General features: G+C 41.8%; 16 protein-coding genes and 1 pseudogene. 5 read left to right on the top strand and 12 right to left on the bottom strand.

The genetic code is table 11. The features are described 5' to 3' along the window. Position 1 precedes the first annotated feature (1 nt). From ilvA to ilvD, 5 genes are all read right to left on the bottom strand, one after another. Entirely contained in the window at positions 2 to 1,252 is a 1,251-nt protein-coding gene (gene ilvA, locus GHI93_RS09970; RefSeq protein WP_153496913.1) for a threonine ammonia-lyase IlvA, read from the bottom strand. Between the two features lie 78 nt (positions 1,253 to 1,330). Further along, on the bottom strand, positions 1,331 to 2,353 hold the full coding sequence (gene ilvC / locus GHI93_RS09965; RefSeq protein WP_153496912.1) for a ketol-acid reductoisomerase: 1,023 nt from the start codon (positions 2,351 to 2,353) through the stop codon (positions 1,331 to 1,333). 52 nt (positions 2,354 to 2,405) lie between these two features. Continuing rightward, a complete protein-coding gene (gene ilvN, locus GHI93_RS09960) occupies positions 2,406 to 2,882 on the bottom strand; it encodes an acetolactate synthase small subunit (protein WP_153496911.1) in 477 nt (158 codons plus the stop codon). Further along, positions 2,879 to 4,603 (bottom strand): acetolactate synthase large subunit, encoded by a 1,725-nt coding sequence (locus tag GHI93_RS09955; RefSeq protein ID WP_153496910.1) that lies wholly within the window; start codon positions 4,601 to 4,603, stop codon positions 2,879 to 2,881. Before GHI93_RS09955 ends, ilvN begins: the two co-directional genes overlap by 4 nt. A 38-nt stretch (positions 4,604 to 4,641) precedes the next feature. Next, entirely contained in the window at positions 4,642 to 6,387 is a 1,746-nt protein-coding gene (gene ilvD / locus GHI93_RS09950) for a dihydroxy-acid dehydratase (protein WP_170272432.1), read from the bottom strand. A 237-nt stretch (positions 6,388 to 6,624) separates the two neighbouring features. Between ilvD and trhO the strand changes: the two genes are divergently transcribed. Continuing rightward, positions 6,625 to 7,581 (top strand): oxygen-dependent tRNA uridine(34) hydroxylase TrhO, encoded by a 957-nt coding sequence (trhO, locus tag GHI93_RS09945; protein ID WP_153496908.1) that lies wholly within the window; start codon positions 6,625 to 6,627, stop codon positions 7,579 to 7,581. Between the two features lie 24 nt (positions 7,582 to 7,605). Here the strand turns inward: trhO and GHI93_RS09940 are convergent, their stop codons facing one another. Both GHI93_RS09940 and GHI93_RS09935 read right to left on the bottom strand, forming a co-directional pair. Next, positions 7,606 to 7,884, bottom strand: a complete 279-nt coding sequence (locus tag GHI93_RS09940) for a hypothetical protein (protein WP_153496907.1) — start codon at positions 7,882 to 7,884, stop codon at positions 7,606 to 7,608. Continuing rightward, on the bottom strand, positions 7,881 to 8,435 hold the full coding sequence (locus GHI93_RS09935) for a DUF6036 family nucleotidyltransferase (protein WP_153496906.1): 555 nt from the start codon (positions 8,433 to 8,435) through the stop codon (positions 7,881 to 7,883). Before GHI93_RS09935 ends, GHI93_RS09940 begins: the two co-directional genes overlap by 4 nt. Positions 8,436 to 8,699: 264 nt before the next feature. Here GHI93_RS09935 and GHI93_RS13255 point away from each other — a divergent pair. The 4 genes and pseudogenes from GHI93_RS13255 to tagD form a co-directional block, all read left to right on the top strand. Then, a pseudogene (locus tag GHI93_RS13255) lies at positions 8,700 to 9,176 on the top strand (ABC transporter ATP-binding protein); the annotation flags it as partial. A gap of 351 nt (positions 9,177 to 9,527) precedes the next feature. Further along, positions 9,528 to 10,334, top strand: a complete 807-nt coding sequence (locus GHI93_RS13250) for an ABC transporter permease (RefSeq protein ID WP_343030359.1) — start codon at positions 9,528 to 9,530, stop codon at positions 10,332 to 10,334. After that, positions 10,331 to 12,667, top strand: a complete 2,337-nt coding sequence (locus GHI93_RS09920) for a CDP-glycerol glycerophosphotransferase family protein (protein WP_153496905.1) — start codon at positions 10,331 to 10,333, stop codon at positions 12,665 to 12,667. The genes GHI93_RS13250 and GHI93_RS09920 overlap by 4 nt, the downstream gene beginning before the upstream one ends. Further along, positions 12,664 to 13,059 (top strand): glycerol-3-phosphate cytidylyltransferase, encoded by a 396-nt coding sequence (tagD, locus tag GHI93_RS09915; RefSeq protein ID WP_153496904.1) that lies wholly within the window; start codon positions 12,664 to 12,666, stop codon positions 13,057 to 13,059. Before GHI93_RS09920 ends, tagD begins: the two co-directional genes overlap by 4 nt. Positions 13,060 to 13,213: 154 nt before the next feature. Here tagD and GHI93_RS09910 read toward each other — a convergent pair whose 3' ends face one another. From GHI93_RS09910 to GHI93_RS09890, 5 genes are all read right to left on the bottom strand, one after another. Then, positions 13,214 to 16,306, bottom strand: coding sequence for a beta strand repeat-containing protein (locus GHI93_RS09910; RefSeq protein WP_153496903.1), 3,093 nt, complete (start codon positions 16,304 to 16,306; stop codon positions 13,214 to 13,216). A gap of 71 nt (positions 16,307 to 16,377) precedes the next feature. Then, entirely contained in the window at positions 16,378 to 17,073 is a 696-nt protein-coding gene (locus GHI93_RS09905; RefSeq protein ID WP_153496902.1) for a WxL domain-containing protein, read from the bottom strand. After that, positions 17,073 to 17,405, bottom strand: coding sequence for an EF2685/EF0750 family sortase-dependent surface protein (locus tag GHI93_RS13245; protein WP_153496901.1), 333 nt, complete (start codon positions 17,403 to 17,405; stop codon positions 17,073 to 17,075). Before GHI93_RS13245 ends, GHI93_RS09905 begins: the two co-directional genes overlap by 1 nt. Positions 17,406 to 17,521: 116 nt before the next feature. Next, positions 17,522 to 18,634, bottom strand: coding sequence for a WxLIP family cell surface protein (locus GHI93_RS09895; protein WP_153496900.1), 1,113 nt, complete (start codon positions 18,632 to 18,634; stop codon positions 17,522 to 17,524). A 340-nt stretch (positions 18,635 to 18,974) separates the two neighbouring features. Continuing rightward, a partial coding sequence (locus GHI93_RS09890; RefSeq protein WP_246177076.1) for a prealbumin-like fold domain-containing protein occupies positions 18,975 to 19,771 on the bottom strand: 797 nt, incomplete at its 5' end.

Below are 19,771 nucleotides of genomic sequence, written 5' to 3'. Positions count from 1 at the left end.
TTTAGACAAGTAAGTTGTATAGACTTTCATTACCATGGAGATTCACATAATTGGGATCAAATTGAGTGATTCGCTCCAACAATGCATCATAATCTTGTTTGTCAGAAAGTAAAATTCCAATCAGACATGGTCCTTTTCCTTTGCTAGCACGTTTAATGTACTCAAATCGAGTGATATCATCATTTGGTCCCAATATCTCATTGACAAACTGCCGAAGTGCACCAGGCCGTTGTGGAAAATTCACCACAAAATAATGTTTAACACCTTGATATATCTGTGTGCGTTCTTCGATTTCTTGCATTCGACTAATGTCGTTGTTTCCACCACTAATCAAACAAACAATCGTTTGACCAACGATCTCATCTTTAATGACCTCAAGTGCTGCGACAGCAGCTGCTCCAGCAGGCTCTGCAACAAGTCCGACTTTAGAATACAGCTCTAAAATGGTTTCTGAAATTAACCCTTCATCTACAGATAATAATCGCTCAACCTTATCTTTGATTGTTGCAAATGTTTTTTGACCAGCAGTCGCCACAGCAATACCATCAGCAAATTTATCAATGTGATTTAAGGTTACTGGACGTCCAGAATTATAGGCTGCCCGCATTGACATCGCTCCAGCTGCTTCAATCCCAATCACTTCTACTTCGGGGTGTGTAGCTAGGCTATAGGTTGCCATTCCAGAAATTAATCCACCGCCACCAATCTGCACGAGCATTTTATCAAATTTGATGCCTTCTTTTTCAGCTTGATCAAAGATTTCAAGCGCCACTGTCCCTTGTCCAGCCATGACATTTTCATCATCAAATGGATCAACAAATGTTTTTTGATGCGTAATTGAGAAGTTTTTTGCTGCCTTTGCTGCCTCGTCAAACGTATCTCCAATTAATTCAATTTGGACGTGAGAACCTCCGAAAAATCTAACTTGAGAAATTTTTTGATTGGGTGTTGTCACGGGCATAAAAATGGTCGCTTGAATTTGTAATTCATTAGCAGCATAAGCAACGCCCTGCGCGTGATTGCCCGCACTCGCACAAACGACACCGTTTTTTCGTTCTTCTTTTGTTAATTGACTAATGGCATAATAAGCCCCACGCAATTTAAATGAACGCACACGTTGTTCATTTTCATGTTTCAAATAAATGTTTGCATGGTATTTCTCTGATAAATATTTATCGTAAGTCAGTGCAGTTTTAAATACAACAGGTTTTAAAACTTCGTAAGCTTTCTTGACATCATTGACTGACAGCATTTTTTCTCCTTTTTTACATGAAAACCATTCTGTCAGTACTGACAGAATGGTAAATACGTTTCACATTGATTTATCTGATTATTGATAAATTTTAAATGCGTCATCATCGCCAGCTTGAGTGAATGGCATTGCTTTTCGAAGTTCAGCACCAATAATTTCAATTGGTAATTGCGCAGCTTCTTTTCGATAAGCTTTCAAACGTGGGAAGCCTGCTTTGTAGTCATCAACGAAGTCTTGAGCAAACTTACCAGATTGAATATCTTTAAGTGCCGCACGCATGTTTTCTTTCACTTCATCAGTGATGATACGTGGACCTGTGACAAAATCCCCAAATTCTGCTGTATTTGAACAAGATTGACGCATTTTAGTGAAACCACCCTCGTAAATCAAGTCCACAATCAGTTTCATTTCATGACAAACTTCAAAATAAGCCAATTCAGGTGCATAACCTTCCTCAGTTAAAACTTCAAAACCAGCTTGAATCAAGTGAGTGACCCCTCCCATAAGGACATTTTGTTCACCAAAAAGATCTTCTTCTGTTTCTTCTTTAAACGTCGTTTCGATAATTCCAACGCGAGCGCATCCGACACCTTTTGCCCATGACATCGCAATTTCACGTGCATGACCTGTCGCATTTTGGTGAGAAACAAATAATGCTGGAACACCAAAACCTTCGGTGTAAGTCCGACGAACCAAATGACCAGGGCCTTTTGGCGCAACCATGAATACATCAACATCTTCAGGCACTTTAATATAGCCAAAGTGAACATTAAATCCATGTGCAAAACCGATTGCAGAGCCAGATTTCAAGTTTGGTGCAATCTCAGAAGCATAAAGATCTGCTTGAATTTCATCTGGCGCAAGCACCATGATAACATCAGCTTTAGCAACAGCTTCAGCAACTTCATAAACTTCAAAACCATCTTCTTTTGCTTTATCAAAAGATTTACCATGACGTACCCCAATAATCACATCGAGTCCGCTATCACGCAAATTTTGGGCATGCGCATGACCTTGAGAACCGTATCCAACGACACAGCATTTTTTACCAGCAAGTGCTGGTGTAGCAACATCTTCTTCGTAATACATTGTAACTGACATATTTAATTCTCCTTTAATTTAACATAATTTATATTATGACGTTTTTATAAAATCAACCTCTTTCAAGCCCAGTAGCACCTGTTCTTGAGAGATTCAAAATACCGTAAGGTTTAACAATTGCAATCAGGGCTTCGATTTTATCAATTTGACCTGTTGCTTGAATGGTGATGTTTTCGTTTGAAACATCGATGACACTAGCTCTAAATGGATCAATCATTGTGAAAATTTCAGCACGTTTACTTGCTGGAGCCTCAACTTTTAGCAAAATCACTTCACGCTCTACGTGTGCTAAATCCGTCAAATCTTCGACTTCAATCACATCAATCAAACGGTTGAGTTGCTTTATAATCTGTTCCATTCCAAATAAATCGTCCACATCAACAACAACTGTGATGTTAGACACGCTATAATTTTCAGTAATTCCAGCAGAAACAGAAACGATATTGATTTGCCTGCGGTTAAGCACAGCTGTGAAACGATTGAGCACACCAGTCACATTGTTTAATTTAGCGACAATCATCCTTCTCATGCTTGTTCACCTCCGATGTCATCCAAAAAACGAACACCAATAATTTCGTCATTATTAAAACCAGCAGGAACCATAGGCAAGACCTTCTCGGTTTTAGAAATTCCGATCTCAATTAGCATTGGAACATTTTCTGTCAGTACTGACAGATCCGCTTCAATCGTTTTAGGATCAGTAAAATGAACATGCTTGATGCCATAAGCCTCAGCTAAAAGTTGGAAATTAGGCTCAGCATCAAAAACAGATTCACTTCTGCGCTCATCATAAAATGCTTCTTGCCATTGCCGTACCATTCCCAGTGAATGATTATTAATCAAGACCACTTTAATCGCTAAACCATAGCCATTCAGCAAAGCGAGCTCTTGATTTGTCATTTGAAATCCACCATCCCCAACAAAAAGAATCACTTCTTTTTCAGGACAAGCTAATTTGGCTCCGATAGCTGCTGGAATTCCAAAGCCCATCGTCCCCATTCCACCTGAAGTAATCAGTTGCCGCTTGTTTTTGTAAGGATAGTACTGAGCCGTCCACATTTGGTGTTGGCCAACATCTGTCACGATAATCGCATCTCCCTTTGTATAACGTCCAATGATTTCAATCACTTCTTGAGGGCGAATATACTGATCTGCAGGATCATAAGAAAATGGAGCACGTTTTTTATCTTCTGTCAGTAGTGACAACCAATTTTGATAATCCGAAGTGACTTTGTCAGCACTGACAAGTTTTTTTAGAGCAACTTTTAAGTCTGACACAATTTGTATGTCCGTCTTGACAATTTTTCCAAGCTCTGCAGGATCAATATCAATGTGTGCAATCACAGCATGCTCTGCAAATTTATCAGGTTTCCCAACCATGCGATCATCAAAACGTGACCCCAAATTGATCAAAAAATCACACTGAACCAAAGCCATATTTGCAGCATATGAGCCGTGCATACCTCCCATTCCAAGGGATAATTCATGTTCAATAGGCAATGTGCCTAAGCCTAATAGCGTGGACACTACAGGAATATTGTAGCGTTCGACAAACGCTCTAAATTCTGGAACTGCATCTGCATAATTCAAGCCACCACCTGCTAAAATCAATGGCTTTTTACAAATCTTCAATTGATCTAAAATTGGTTTTAAATCATCCCAATCCGCATTTTCAGTCTCATGATAATAGGGTAGATTTAATTGCGGATCATTTATTTCTTGGACCTCTAAAGTTGAAATATCCTTAGGCAAGTCAATTTCAACAGGTCCAGGACGCCCTGTTCTCGCTAAATAATATGCCTCTGTGACCACACGTGGAATATCAGCTGTATCTCGTATTTGGTAGTTGTATTTAGTAATTGGTGCTGTAATTCCAACAGTATCCGCCTCTTGAAACGCATCTTTTCCAATCGCAGCTCTCCCGACCTGACCAGTAAAAACAAGTAAAGGCACCGAGTCCAAATAAGCATCCGCAATTCCTGTGATGGTATTTGTAGCCCCAGGACCACTTGTAACAACGACAACGCCAACTTCTCCAGAAGCTTTTGCATATCCTTCTGCTTCGTGGGTTGCACCTTGTTCATGACGCGCTAAAATATGTTGAATCCCATCAAAATCATATATCGCATCATAAAGTGGCAACATGGCACCACCAGGATAACCAAAAATATACTTCACACCTAGTTCGCGTAACGTTTCAAGCACCAATTGTGAGCCTGATTTTGGTTGTTCTAATTTTATTTTATTCAAGCATTGTCCTTTCTACATTATTTTAATTATGTTAAAACTTAAAAATCTGTGACGCATCCTTCATTTGCTTGTTTCACTGTTTGCGCATATTTATACAACACCCCGTGTTTTGCTTTAGGTTCGGGAGCAACATAGGCGGCGCGACGTTTTTGAATTTCTTCGTCAGAGACTTTTAAGTTTATTTTGTTTGTGACGGCATCAATCTCGATAATATCATCATCTTCAACCAATCCAATCAAACCACCCTTGACTGCTTCTGGAACGATATGTCCAACAACAAAGCCATGCGTCCCTCCTGAGAATCGACCATCCGTAATCAGTGCAACAGATTTACCTAACCCTGCACCAATTAAAGCACTGGTAGGTTTTAACATTTCTGGCATTCCAGGAGCACCTACAGGTCCGATATTTCGAATGACAGCGACATCTCCAGCGTGCAATCGTCCCGTTTCAATTCCTTCGATAAATTTTTGCTCTCCATCAAATACACGAGCAGTGCCAGTAAAGCGTTCCCCTTCTTTTCCAGAAATCTTCGCTACAGATCCACCTTCTGCCAGATTACCATACAAAATTTGCAAATGACCCGTTGCTTTGATTGGCTTTTCAAGCGGATGAATGACATCTTGAGCTTCAAAATCCAAATCTTTTGCATCTGCAACATTTTCAGCTAACGTTTTTCCTGTTACGGTCAAACAGTCTCCGTGCAATTTTCCTTCTTTAAGCAAGTATTTCAACAAAGCAGGCAAGCCACCAATCTGATGGAAATCTTCTTGCATGTATTTTCCTGAAGGTTTGAAATCACCTAACACAGGACTGATGTCTGCAATTCTTTGGAAATCATCTTGCGTCAAATCAACTCCCACTGTTTTTGCCATAGCTAATAGGTGCAATACAGCATTTGTAGATCCACCAAGGGTCATAATAATGACAATTGCGTTTTCAAAAGCTTCCTTGGTCATGATATCACTTGGTTTGATGTCTTTTTCTAATAAGTTTTTAATCGCAGCACCAACCGATAAACACTCTGCTTGTTTTTCTGGACCCGCTGCAGGATTTGTAGAAGAATAGGGCAAACTCATCCCTAAAGTTTCAATGGCTGTCGCCAAAGTATTTGCTGTGTACATTCCACCACAAGCACCCTCACCAGGAATAGAGTGACAAATCACCCCATGATAATCCTCATCAGAAATATGACCCGTGATTTTTTGCCCTAGTGCTTCAAAAGCAGAGACAATATTCAACTTCTCACCCTTGTACTCACCATGAGCAATCGTCCCACCATAAACCATGATAGACGGACGATTCAAGCGCGCCATCCCAATAATGGATCCAGGCATATTTTTATCGCATCCAGGAACAGCAACAATGCCATCATAATATTCTGCACCAGCATTTGTTTCAATACTGTCAGCGATGACCTCCCGGCTCACTAAACTATAGCGCATTCCTTCAGTTCCATTAGCAATCCCATCAGAAACGCCAATCGTATGAAATTGCAACCCGATAAGTCCCTCAGTCTGATTTACTGAGTTCTTAATCTTGGTCCCCAAATGACCCAAGTGCATGTTACAAGGATTTCCTTCCCAGTCCATACTGACAATCCCAACTTGAGCTTTATCAAAATCTTCATCTTTAAATCCAATGCCATAAAACATCGCTTGTGTTGCAGGCTGAGTTGGATCTTGAGTCAGAACTTTAGAATACTTATTGAGTTCAACTTCTTCTGATTTATTGTTATGTGTAAATTTCAATAGTGTTACCCTCTTTTTAGTTATACAATACATTCTATTCCAAATCTTTGTAAAATGCAAGAATTTAACAAACAATTCCGTTAATTTCTCGTGACAAACGTTTTCAAATAAGTTTTTAGCGCTTTATAATACATTTATTAATTAGTTTAAATCTTTTTTGTGACTTAAATAACAAGCTATACTTTTGCATTTCTTATAAAAAACAGCTAAATTAGAATGAGGTTAATTTTGTTTAATTCATTTTTATTAGACCAAGGAGCAATAAACTAAATGACTCAAGATTATAGAGTACTCTTATATTATCAATATGTCCCACTTGAAAACGCCGAACAATTTGCCATAAAACATTTGGCCGATTGTAAAGCTATCGGTTTGAAAGGAAGAATTCTTGTTGCCGATGAAGGGCTCAATGGAACTGTTTCTGGAACGATTGAACAAACGAATGCGTATATTGATTTGATGCACGCCGATCCTCGTTTTGAAAAAATGGTATTTAAGATTGATTCTACAGATGAAAATGCGTTTAAAAAAATGCACGTGCGTTATAAAAATGAACTCGTTCATCTCAGCTTAAAAGAAGACATTAATCCACTTGAAACCACTGGAACTTATCTTTCTCCAGTTGAATTCAGAAAAGCCATGCTAGATGAGAATGCTGTCGTCATTGATGCCAGAAATGACTACGAATACGATTTGGGGCACTTTAAAAATGCCGTTCGACCAGACATTCGTAACTTCCGTGAGCTTCCACAATGGATTCTTGATCACAAAGAAGAATTTGCTGATAAACGTGTTTTAACGTATTGTACAGGTGGAATTCGCTGCGAAAAATTCTCAGGTTGGCTTGTTCGTGAAGGGTTTCATGATGTCGGCCAGCTTCATGGTGGCATTGCGACATACGGAAAAGATCCTGAAGTTCAAGGAGATCTTTGGGAAGGTCAGATGTATGTTTTTGATAGCCGAATTTCAGTACCAATCAATCATAAAGAACAGATTGTTGTAGGAAAAGACTGGTTTGACGGGACACCGTGTGAACGCTACATCAACTGTGGTAATCCTGAGTGCAATCGTCAAATGCTTTGCTCTAAAGAAAATGAGTATAAATATCTCGGTTCTTGCTCACACGACTGTCGCATGCATCCCAATAATCGCTACATCCTAAAACATCATCTCACTGCTGAGGATGTCAAAAATCGTCTTTTAGCACTTGAAGAAATCATTGCATAAAAAAAGCCCATAGGGCTATTTTTTTTATGCTAATTCATTAATGATGGCATTCAAATGATTAAAATGAGATGGCTCAGACATTTCTACTGTCATCTGCCACGGTGTCGTTCCTTTTTCGCAAGCAAGCTCAAGGAAAACTTTTTGAAACGAAGTCAACACATCGCTTTTTAAAAGAATTTCAAGATCCCTCGAACTTAAACTGTTTTGATCCCGTTGAATCGCTTTGTTGAGGTATCGCATCCACAACTCAATATCCCATTGTGACTTCTTTGCTGCATGAATAAAATAATCTGTCCAACTCATCTCAACAACCTCAATAATTCTGGATTCTTTCTTAAATAATTTTTCAATGCTTCTTCTCCATAAGCCATACTATATGCTTCAAGAATAATCGCAGGATTCGTTTCACCTGACGCATAATCTTTCATTTGCTTTAAAAGCGAATCTGGTGTTTTCATTCCAATGTATTTCATAATTTTTGCAATATCAGGAATATCCTTTGCTCGTCCTGCTTCGATTTTATCGACTAAAATCTCCTCTAAAGATGAGATTGTGACAGTCAAATGACTTGCTTGATAAATCGTTTCGCGCTGAGGACTCGCGCCTAATGACAATATATTTCCAATCGCGTGGTTCAACCAAACTTCTTTTTCAGTCCCCACACCAAATTCAATCCCGACTTCTTTGATTAATTCTTCTATTTTATCTGAAGAATCATAAAAAGCATCAATATCATCTGTGGCTTTCAGTCCATAATATTCAAGCACAAAGCCACCAACACAGGACAAATGAAGCGTTAAATTATTTTGGGCTAGTTTTTCATTTAATCTGAAAAATAACTTTTTATAATCCATAATCATCCTTTTTGTCTTTATTCTCAATTACAGGTCTATTTTATCATATTTTTTTCTAAATCTAAAGTCCCTTTTCTTAAAAAAAACATTCTGATGCAAAGAAAGGAAATAATCAGCGAAAAAATTCTAAAAATGTGTCGTTAATCGTACATTAAAAATTACTATTTCTTGAAATTATGTGATAAAATAAAGAGAGTATTCAATAAAAATGAGAAGTCTTTCATTTTCAACGACAAAAATCATTTGGAAAGGAAAAAGTTAGCGATGCTAAAAATTCAAGCAGAACACCTTTATAAAAAATTCTCAGTGGGAAAACGTAAATTGTCGCTACGACAGGACGCGCAAGACTTTTTTGCGTTGTCTGATATTTCTTTTATGCTTTCGGATGGAGAGTGCTTAGGGATCATTGGGAAAAATGGTGCTGGAAAATCAACATTAACGAAAATATTATCCGATCAACTGACTGCTTCTGCTGGTAAACTTCGAATTTCTGGTGACGTTTCAATCCTTGCGATTAATGCAGGACTTCAGCAAAATTTGACGGGGCGTGAGAATATTCAACTCAAAGGACTCATGCTTGGAATGACGCGGCGTGAAATTATAGAGAAAATGCCTGAAATCATTGATTTTTCGGAACTCTTGGACGTTATTGATGCTCCTGTCAAAACCTACAGCACTGGGATGAAAGCAAGACTTGGCTTTTCGATTATGGTCCATCAAACCCCTGATATTCTCATCATTGATGAAGCCTTATCTGTGGGAGATGCTAGTTTTATGGAAAAATCACTCCGTAAAATTCAAGAATTTCGTGTAACTGGAAAAACGATCGTACTCGTCAGTCACTCAATGGCAACGATCAAAAAGTGGTGCGATAAGGTAATTTGGCTTGATGAGGGGAGAATAAAAAGCTTTGGACCCGCAAATAAAGTATGTGAACGCTATGAAAGTTTTGTCAAAGAATCAAAAATTTCTGTCAGCGCTGACAGAAAAATCAACTTAACTAAAAATCGTTCTGTCAGTACTGACAACGACCTGATGACCCGTGAAATCCGTCGTCAGCTCCAAAAATTTCATGGGACACCGTCAGGTTGGATTTTTCCGCTTGCACACTTTTTCTTTGACCAATTCAAGTATTTCCGCATCGCCCTCAATCTTTCAACTTACCGCACAAAATCTGCAAATTTCCAACATAAGTTGGGCAGACTCTGGGAGCTGCTCGACCCGCTTTTTCAGCTGGCGATTTACTATGTGATTTTCGGTCTTCTCTTCAAGCGCGTGGTGCCAGATTTTCCGGCGCTGCCCTGGATGTTCATCGGGCTTGGTGTCTATAGCTTCATGCAAAACACGATGGTGACGGGCGCGCTCAGCATTCGTCAGCAATTTCACATGGTCTCAAAAATGAAATTTCCCTTGTCAATTTTGCCGCTGTCCGCGCTGATTGGTTTTCTGACAAACCTTGTCATCGCGCTCGTCGTTAGCCTTGGGCTGGCACTCGCAAGTGCTTACAATCCGACTGCTCATCTGCTGCAATTTTTCTATTATTTCCCCGCACTCGTCCTTTTTACGCTGGCCGTCAGCCTGATAAACTCCAGCATTCTCGTGGTTTTCCCCGATATGCGCTTCTTTTTGAACTACGGCTTTCGCTTTCTCATGTACGGCTCGGGGGCGATTTTCTCACTCGACCAATTCCACATCATCCCCGCTTGGCTGCGCCAGCTGCAGCTTTACAATCCTTTCTATTACCTCATCGCGGGTTTTCGAGATTGCGTGTTTGGGACGACGTGGTTTTGGGAAAAAGCTAGCGCTGGCCTGTCATTTTGGCTGGTCACGCTTTTGCTGCTTGTGCTTGCGACCCACGTCCACTACGGGCTGCGCGAGCGAATGGGGGACTACCTATGACCCACATTCATCTCATTGGTTACAATATTTTTGGCCTAGGCGGCACGAGCCGCGCCAACATCAATCTGCTGACGGAATTATCCGCAAGGCCTGACATTACCCTCGTTTACAGCAATCAGCTCGCGTTTAGCCGCACACAGCTCAGCAGTCTCAAACGGGACAATCCAGCGCTTTCTGAGGTGACTTTTCAACCCCTATCAGCGCTGATAGAGGCTTCGCGTAACGAACGCTGCCGAGACATTTTCCTCATCAGCCGCGAGAGTTTGTTTGCGTTGGCGGAGCTCTTGCGCCGCACTTACCCGCACGCGTTTATTTTGGGTGAGATTCACACCTGGCTTGCCAATGTTGATGAGGATAGCGCTGCGTTTTTCCCGTATTTTGACCGCTTGCGTGTCGCAACGCCCACAATCAAAGCGGATTTTATCAGGAAATTCCATTTTGACCGTGTCTTTGATTTGCACGTCTCGACCCAGCACCTGTCAGCGCTGACAGAAATTCCAGCAGCGCTGACAAAAAATTTCACCATGTCCGTCCGTTTTGATGAGCAGCAAAAAAACATTTCCTACGCGCTCAGGCTCTGGGATTACCTCGTCCACATCGAAAAGCGGGAGTTCAAGCTCTATATCAGAGGCTCTGGTGCCGCAGACACGCTCTACCACACGCTTGTGCGCTATTACGGACTTGAGCAGCACGTGTTCATCAATGCCGAAAATCCGCCCGCACACAGCATTTACCTCTCGACCAGTCGCTTTGAGACGTTCGGCTATTCGCTCGCAGAAGCTCTCGCCAAAGGGCAGCTCGTCGTGACAACCGCAGGCGATGACGGCGTCATCAAGGAGAACTTTGGCGAAATGGACCATCTTTTCTGGCTGAGTGGGAAGTTGACCGCGGACGCGCAGATTTTGATACGCGCAACGAAAACCCTGCCACATCCTGCCGCGACCGCGCGCAATCGCCACAAGCTCCTAGAAAATGTCGGCCAGTTCTATCAGGGCTTAGCGCGCGAAATTCAGACACCTGTCAAATTTGACAGACAGCTGACGCATCGTTTGAGCGCTGTCAGACGTGAGCAACTCCGGTCAGCGCTGACAAACAGCGAGACCAGCAACGTTTTTCTGACCTTCCGCAACATTTACACCCAGCTTCGCCGTTTTCCACTCGTCGGCAAAGTCATCGTGAAGCCGCGCGTCCGTCAGTTGGGCGTCCAGCTCGCCGATTTCTTCACGCAAGTCGTCCCCGAAGGCAAGCTTCACGACAACTGGATCTTCATCGAGAGTTTTCACGGCAGTAATTTTTCAGGCGACCCGAAATATCTGGCACTGGCAATCAAGGCGGCACGCCCGAACGCACGGATTTTCGTCAGCTCTGTCAACGCCCTCGTCGATGTCGAAATCTGGAATGCGGGCTTTGAAACGCTCCGGATTGGCTCAACGCGCTATCTGCACGTTTTTCATCAGTGCAAAACCATCATCGTCAATGGCAACACGCTCGACAAAGCCGAAAAAATCCACGGTCAAACCATTGTCCAGACCTGGCATGGCTTTCCACTAAAGAAAATGGTCAACGACCTCGAAAATCCCCGTCAGCGCACGCAAGAAGCACACGCTTTTTCGCCTCGCATGAAAAAATGGGACCGTCTCATCACGAGTAGCCACTACAATACACAGCTCCTGCGTTCCGCATTTCATCTGTCCGAAAACACCCACCTGAAAATCCTCGAAACAGGCGCCCCCAGAAACGCTTACCTCCTCGCCCATAAAAACGACGATGCTGAGCGAAAGCGGATTTACGAAAAAATGCTCAATCGCCCCTACAATCCTGCGACGAAATTCATCCTCTTTTGCCCGACCTGGCGCCGTGACAACCGTCGCACACTTACCCAGCTTGACCTGAAAGCGCTCATGGCGCTTCTGCCCGATGACTACGCGCTCATCGTCAAGCTCCATCCGCTAGAAACCGCGCTCCGCAAATACTATGCAAAACTTGACCCGCGCATCCATTGCTTTTTCAACGAAAGCACAGACATTCAAGAGCTCATGCTTTTATCTGACATTCTCATCAGCGATTACAGCTCCGCCATGTTTGACTTTGCGCATCTGCACAGAAAAATCATCTGCCTCACCGAGGACCAAGCGGATTACGCACAGAAAATCGGCTTTTATTTCGATGCGGCAGACGTTGGTCTCACAAGCCGCACATATACCACATCCGCCCTCGCTGCCGAAATCCTCAGCCCCATCTGCCCTGTCAACTTTGACAAAATCACATCCGAGCTCTTGAGCAATGACAACCTAAAAACGCCAAACACGCTCATCAAGGAGATCTTACCATGAAAACTATCCTCACCGCAGGCACTTTCGACATCCTCCATGCCAGTCACATCCAGCTCCTAGAGCGCGCAAAAATCCTTGGCGACCGCCTGATTGTCATGTGCTCGACCGACGATTTTAACGCCAAAAAACACAAAGAAGCGCTGCAACCTTATGCTGAGCGCAAGCTGATACTAGAGGCACTGCGCTGCGTGGATAAAGTCGTCCCCGAGGCAAGCTGGGAGGACAAAGCCAAGTATATCAAAGCGTTTAACGTCTCGACTTTCGTCATGGGCGACAACTGGCTCGGCAAATTTGACGCTTTGAAAGACGCATTCCCAGAGCTAGAAATCTTTTATTTTCCGCGCGGAAAAATCTCCTCCACTCATCTACGAGATAAAATAAAAAATCTCTGAATCATAAAAAATTCAGATAAAACGCATCACAAAACTAAATACGATCAGAAATGATGCTCAGATTTTGATATCCTCCTCAAAATTCCATTTTTTAATCAAAAAATCGTGTGAGAATTTCCCACACGATTTTGCCAATACACGCGATAAAAATCATTTACGGAGCAGTCGTTAAAATCCATGTGACCTCCCCTTGATAATTCGCGTCGGGTACTTGGAGCGCATCAGGCACTTGAAGCGTAAACGCTTGGCTATTTGCCGCAAGCACATTTGTGATTTTTCCAGTACTAGAAGCCGCATCGCTTCCTACCACCAAAGGAACATTTAAAAGCAATGGTGAACCATTAAAACACATCATTTGATCCAAGAACGTCAGCGTTCCAAGCGCATTAGAAATAACTTTTGTCTGCTCAACACTAAGCGTCCAAGAAAGCGCTCCTGTACTCGGCTCGGCTCGATCATCTGTGACCACAACAGCTTGTGAACTTCCATCACTCGCTTTCATTTGCCCCGCCAAATTTTGAGTTGCCCCACTGATCAGATGTGTTCCAAAGTCAATCAATGCTGGAGCAGTAAATGAAATTGTACCTTCATAATTAAGCACCTCAACATACGTATCTCCTGCAATCCCAAGCACATAACCTCCTGCTTGCTCTACTGCACTCGAAAATGAACTACTCTGCGTATTCCCGTCTGGTCCCGTATAATAAGCCGCATACCAGTTATTATATCCCGCCAAAGCTGCATTCATCGCATTTTGCGTCGCCGTAATAATCGCCTCTGGAATCTCCGATCCAGTCGCTGCTGTCCATGTTTGAGCAGAAGCATCCTGAAAAGGGATTGTGATTTGATCAGGCAAATTTCCACTTCCCTCAAAATTCGTAATCAACTGAGGACTTTGGACAAGTGCTTTCAAAACAATGGTCCAGTCATTATCATTTGCATTAAAATACGCATTTGTGATCGAACTTGTCTGTGCTGCTGCAATCGAATCATAAGTATTCCCATCTGGAGCGACCACATGATCTACCGCATATCCTGATGGAATTTCAAGATTTGGAAGTGTTTCTACAGCATTCGTCAATCCAGATAAATCACTGGAACGCGGCAAACTTGCTGCAGTTCCAGCCGTTCCATTAAATCCTGGCGTCCCATCAAGATAAGTATAACTTACAGTCCCTGATTGCACCTGAGCAGACACAACAAACTCAAAACTACTATCTACACCAGTAAACATCGCCCCAGTTCCAGTAAAATTATTATAATTTGTTGAAATATAAGGAAAATTTCCTAAAATACTGGTGATACTTCCAGTTGAGTTGCTTGCGGTTGATGGGTCAATGATACTTGTAATCGCATAGCCCGCAGGAAGTGCAGACATTGCTGATGTTGGATCCGTATTTGTGGTCCCCGTTACTCCTGCTTGATCTAAAGTCGAACCATCAGGAAGGCTAGGTGCTGTATTTCCAGCATTGCCATTTGTTCCCGGAGTATTTGAAGCGTATGTGTAACGATACGTTGCCGAGTGGCTATCTGGTGCGAGAACCGCTACAAAACTATTTGCCATTAGATTTGTGCCACCATTGCTTGTATCAGGCGTATAGTTTGGATTGGCAGCAAGTGCGGCTGAAAAGCTCGCGTAACTCTGGTTATCTGGACCGATGATATGGTCAATGTGGTAACCAGCTGGGATTGTCTGTGAACTAAACGAAATGGGTGTATCTGTCCCGCCAGACAAACTTTGGCTCATTGGTAAGGTGTCTGCCTTCCCCGGAGTATATCCTGATGCTGTCACGTTTGTTGACGGCGTGGCAAAGGTGTGACCGTAACCATCGGATTGAGCCGCTGTGCCAGGTGTTCCTGGTGTATAGTAATAACTTACTTGTCCATGTTCTGTATTTGGTGTGTATTGGACATTGATGACGTTTGGATTTGTAGTGCCTGATGAAAAATTTTGTACAGTGACAGTGTTTGACGTCGTTCCTGAATATCCTGCAGGTGCTGCTGGTGCTACAAAATTATAGGTTTTATTAATCCCATTTGTCGTGGTTGTTGGCGTTGATCCTGGGGCAAGGACACCAACTGCATCAAAAGCATTGGCTTTAATCGTCGATTGGGGCATTAAAGCGATGGGTTGCTGAGTGAGGGAGTTGATATAATTGACCTGAACGCTCGATGTTCCTCGCGGTGCGCTTCCTGTTGCGCCATTTAGGCTGACAGATAAGTTTCCATAATGTCCACCCGTACCACCAATAAAACCAACTGACATGGAGTCTGGAAGACTTGTTTTTGTACTTAAAGTAATTGTTGTACTATTATTTCCAATTAAAGCAGTATCGGGTGTCGTAATCGTATAACTCAGCGTTCCTGAGTTAAATCCAGCAGTTGTAGCGGTGTTTGTTGCATCTGGCACCCATTTGATACTGATATTTTCCTGAGTATAACTCGATGTTAAACCAGAGGTATTGGCACTACATTCAGAAAATGCAGAACCGTTTGTCGTACTTTGATAACCTGATTCGCTAGTTGAAAGATTTGGATATTGTACAGGAGTAAGAACACCAGCAGACGAGGTATTTCGAATTGCGATCACATCTCCTGCACCATCTGTCCATAAATTGGATAAATTACTTCCATCAGGTCCAGGTGAATTTCCATTACTATCCAACAAATTTGAATACAAATCCCGTCCTAAAAAGTAGCTATTGGGCAGACCTGAAATCCCAAGATTTGGACCTGTTGCACTCCTCGCATTTGCTGCAAGTTGCGCTGTGGAAGCTGGCGTTAAGATAAATCCTAACGCATCTCCTGAAGCATATATGTTAGTACTTGTGATAAGATTGAGGAGATTTACTTCGATTTTGTGATTTGCTGTAATCGTGAATCCTGCACTTGACGCCGCATAGGATGTCCCCAAAGAACCTTTAAAGACAGCATAACCAACAGTGTTTCCCGTATTTTTTACCAAGTCAAACCAATTTCCATCTGGGACAGTATGCCCGTCTGTTGATCCTGTATCGTAATTGGCATTATTATCAAATTCACCATTACTATAACTATGATTTCCAGTATCGTAGGTGTCATAGGTACTTGGTTGTAGAGTTTGCGCTCCTGTTGTTGGAGCGTTTGTCGCTGCAAGTGCCTGTGATATTGGAACGATTCCAAGAGTTGGCAACAAAGTACTTACTAAAAGTAAGGCGCTTGCGCCGATATGTGTTGACTTTTTAAGTAAGTTGTTTAATTTCACCATTGCTGTTTCCTCTCTAAAAAAATTAGGAGATTCTTTTTAAGAACCCCCTAACTCATTGTTTCTGCTGTTTATTAAGGAGCGACTGTCAAATTCCAAGTAATAGTTCCTGTGTGATTTCCTGCCGTTTGATTGGCGACAGGTACTGATAACGTTGCATCTGCAAACTGATCAGCATAATATCCAGAAACTGCTCCTGTACTTGTAACAAGCACTTGAGGTTGGTTTGAAAGGACATGATTTGAGGCACTATCTGTAAGACTTGTCGTATCTGTAGCATCATTTCCACTAATGTTTGAAAAACTTGTTGCCCCAAGAGTGATGACTGAGCTAGTCAATCCTGAAAGTCCAGAAGCTGTTGCAGAGATGGTAAAGCTCGTATTTGTTCCGTCCAAGTCATGAAAAGCAACCAATGGAGACGCTTGTGAATTCGACTTTGTAGTATCTGCTTGTGTTAATGCTTTAAAGTCGGTTGTGCTTCCATCAATTTGATTGACACCAAAATCAAAATCTGTTGCATAATCAATTGCAAGAGCACCTGATTGAGGTGTAATTGTAGTTGGTGGTACAGTAGGGACTGTCACATCTGGAAGCGTTGTAGTGTCATCTGGTCCATTAAATGTTACACCAGTATTTGATGTCCACTGTGTCGTTGCTGAAGTTTCACCTGGTGTTGTTACAGCACCAGTATCAGCAAAAGCAGCGCTTGCAGTAGCAAAAACAGTAAGTGCAGTCAAAGCTGCCGCAGAGAGTGTGAAACCTTTTTTCATTAGGTGTTCTTCCTTTCTTGATGTAAAAGTGTGTGCGTTACGCCCTTTTCTTTATAGAAATAGAGCAAAACTGCTAAAAGAATAAGAGATGATCCAAGAGGAACAAAAGAGACTTGATTTTCTCCAGTTTGAGGGAGAATTCCTTTTGAATCGGTGACTTTTACCGGATTACTGTCAGACAAAAGTCCTGGAGCGGGAGGTTTAGGCAAGTTAGGATTTGCGATAAACGTCACCGTTGTTGTACTCGTCACCGTATCCGTAGTTTGGGCATCAGCACGTGGCGGATGTCCTACAAAAAATAGGAGTAAGACAGCAACAATGATCTTTTTCACTCAAATTTCTCCTTTCCTAGAAACCTATTGTTCCGCTTCTGCCTTACCACCAACAGGTGATCGTAAGACAGAAACGAAACAACACGTTCCTAAATCCTAACTTATCATTTGCCTTTTTATTCTTTTTTTACTGTGTCGTCCTCATTTTTACGACGTTTGAAAAGAAGAATGATAATGATAAACAGCAGAATGAATATAATGGCAAAGCCAATGAGGAGTAACCAATCTATCGTGAACTTTTGAACCGTTGCGTCTTTTTTATTGAGCGTACTTGCTAGCGCACCTGTAATTCTAAAGTCCTTTTCAAAGGTCCATTGATAATCATAGTTCGTGACCTTTCCATTTAGCAACGTTTGATAATTTCCTTTGTCATCCTTACCCCCAAAAACAACCATTTTGAGATGATATTTTCCAGGTTTAAGAGGTTCAGATGTTTTTCCATTAAGTACCCCTTGGATCGACACTGGAATGGCGAGATCAAAGCTTGATTGAGGAGCCATTTCCATCATGGCATTATGATAAGAATAATTCAGTTTTTTATCCCCATATTTCGTCACTGTAGCATCCGTATTCATTTGCATCAAATATGCCGCTTCAGTATTCGTCAAATGTGCCGTGATGACATTTCTTTGATTGACCTGATTGGCACCAACATGACCTAAAGTGAGTACTGGATCAACTTTATTCAGTGAATTTTGAGCAACTAAACCATAAACATAACGATATTTATTCGTGATGGATACGCCATTTTTTTGTGCGTGATCTGAAGCACTCGATACCGCTTCAAAATTAAATCCCCCAGCAATCACACCGCTAAATAATTGATCTGGCATCGTTAATCGTGAAGAAACAATCACGCTTGACTTGGCAGGAATTGTCACGTCACGAGGAAGCGTGACATAATCTTTGAGATTAATCTTTAAAGAAGGATCTGGTTTGACTAAATCAGGCGTATATCCCGGATTTCCAGACTGACTTGTAAAAGCTGTCCCAAAAGTCGTTGATACTTTGATGGGTTCAGTTTTATTGTTGTAGAGTGTAAAGGTAAGTAGCTGTGATTGTTTAGGTTTTAATAACACATTAAAATATCCAAAACTTTCACCAACCTGATTTTCACCAATATTAGGATGAACAGTAAAATTCGCACTATCCGCATGAACAAAATTGGACCCAGCGATGAACAATAGCGTGATAAAACCACTCAGCACTATGAATTTTAATTTTTTCAATTGCCTTCTCCTTCATCTCATTTGATTTATTTCAACTCCTTTTTTTAATGTTCTTTTCAGTAATACTTATCATTTGATTACAATATATCATAAGCTAAACTTAAACTCAACAGATATGCAAGAGTTTATTTCTATTTGAAATAATTCTAAAAAATAATTTAAATTCACTCATTTCATCCTTATTTTTCACTTCTATCTACTCCATAACTTCTATATCATCTCTTGTACTCATTTACAAGTTTTATTTTAAAGAATATTTTAAAAAGCACTTCTCCTACCCGAATCATGGCGTTAAAAAGATAACTAAAAGTTCTGTCAGTGCTGACAGAACTTTTTTAACTTACCCTTGTCTTTTTGGACGATAATAATAAGAGATGACGAGTCCCATTGCTGCGACAAGAAGGGTTGAGGCGATGATTAAGAGAATTCCCATCGGTCCATTTGCGCCTGTAAATGGTAAGACCGTCATCGGCGCATCTGCCGCATAGACGACCATCGTGCCATTGTTTTTACTCATGTCCACCGTCACTGAGATCGGAGCTTTCAAAAGCTCATATCCAGCTGGTGCCTTGGTTTCAACTAGGCTATAGTTGCCTGGTGCGACATTGGTAAAGTGGATCTGTCCATAAGCATCTGTCGTGAGGCTTTGGACAAGAGCACCACTACTATCAAGCAGGTTAAAGCTAGCACCCGGAAGTGGAGTTCCTTGGGTCAGATGATAGTTACTATCTATATCTGGACTTCCGTCATTATTAGTATCTGCTGTCGTGCCTAACTTAAACTTCAAAAGATAAATCTCTCCTTGCGCCACATCAAGGTTGGCGTATTGCATGTGATAAGTATCGTTTGTGAGGTAGTTGAGCTGCGTGCTATCTGATAATCCGCTCAGAGATTGGAGCGTATCCAAATCTGAGTCTGTCCCATAAGTGCTTGTGGCTGTATTATACGGACTGTTTTGTGCGGATTTCGAGTTGATTGGAAGCGCGGTGCCGACATTTGGATTTGTGATGACAAACTGTTTCTTTTGAATCATGCCAGCCACTTCAAACTCAGCGACATAGGTCCCTTCTGGGAGGTTACTAAAGGTGTAAGACCCATCTGTACCAGTCAACACGGTCGAGTTGCCTGAGCTATCCA

It is taken from the genome of Lactococcus hircilactis (genome assembly GCF_009601015.1).
Lineage (GTDB): Bacteria > Bacillota > Bacilli > Lactobacillales > Streptococcaceae > Lactococcus > Lactococcus hircilactis.
This window is presented reverse-complemented; position numbering and strand designations above follow the sequence as displayed.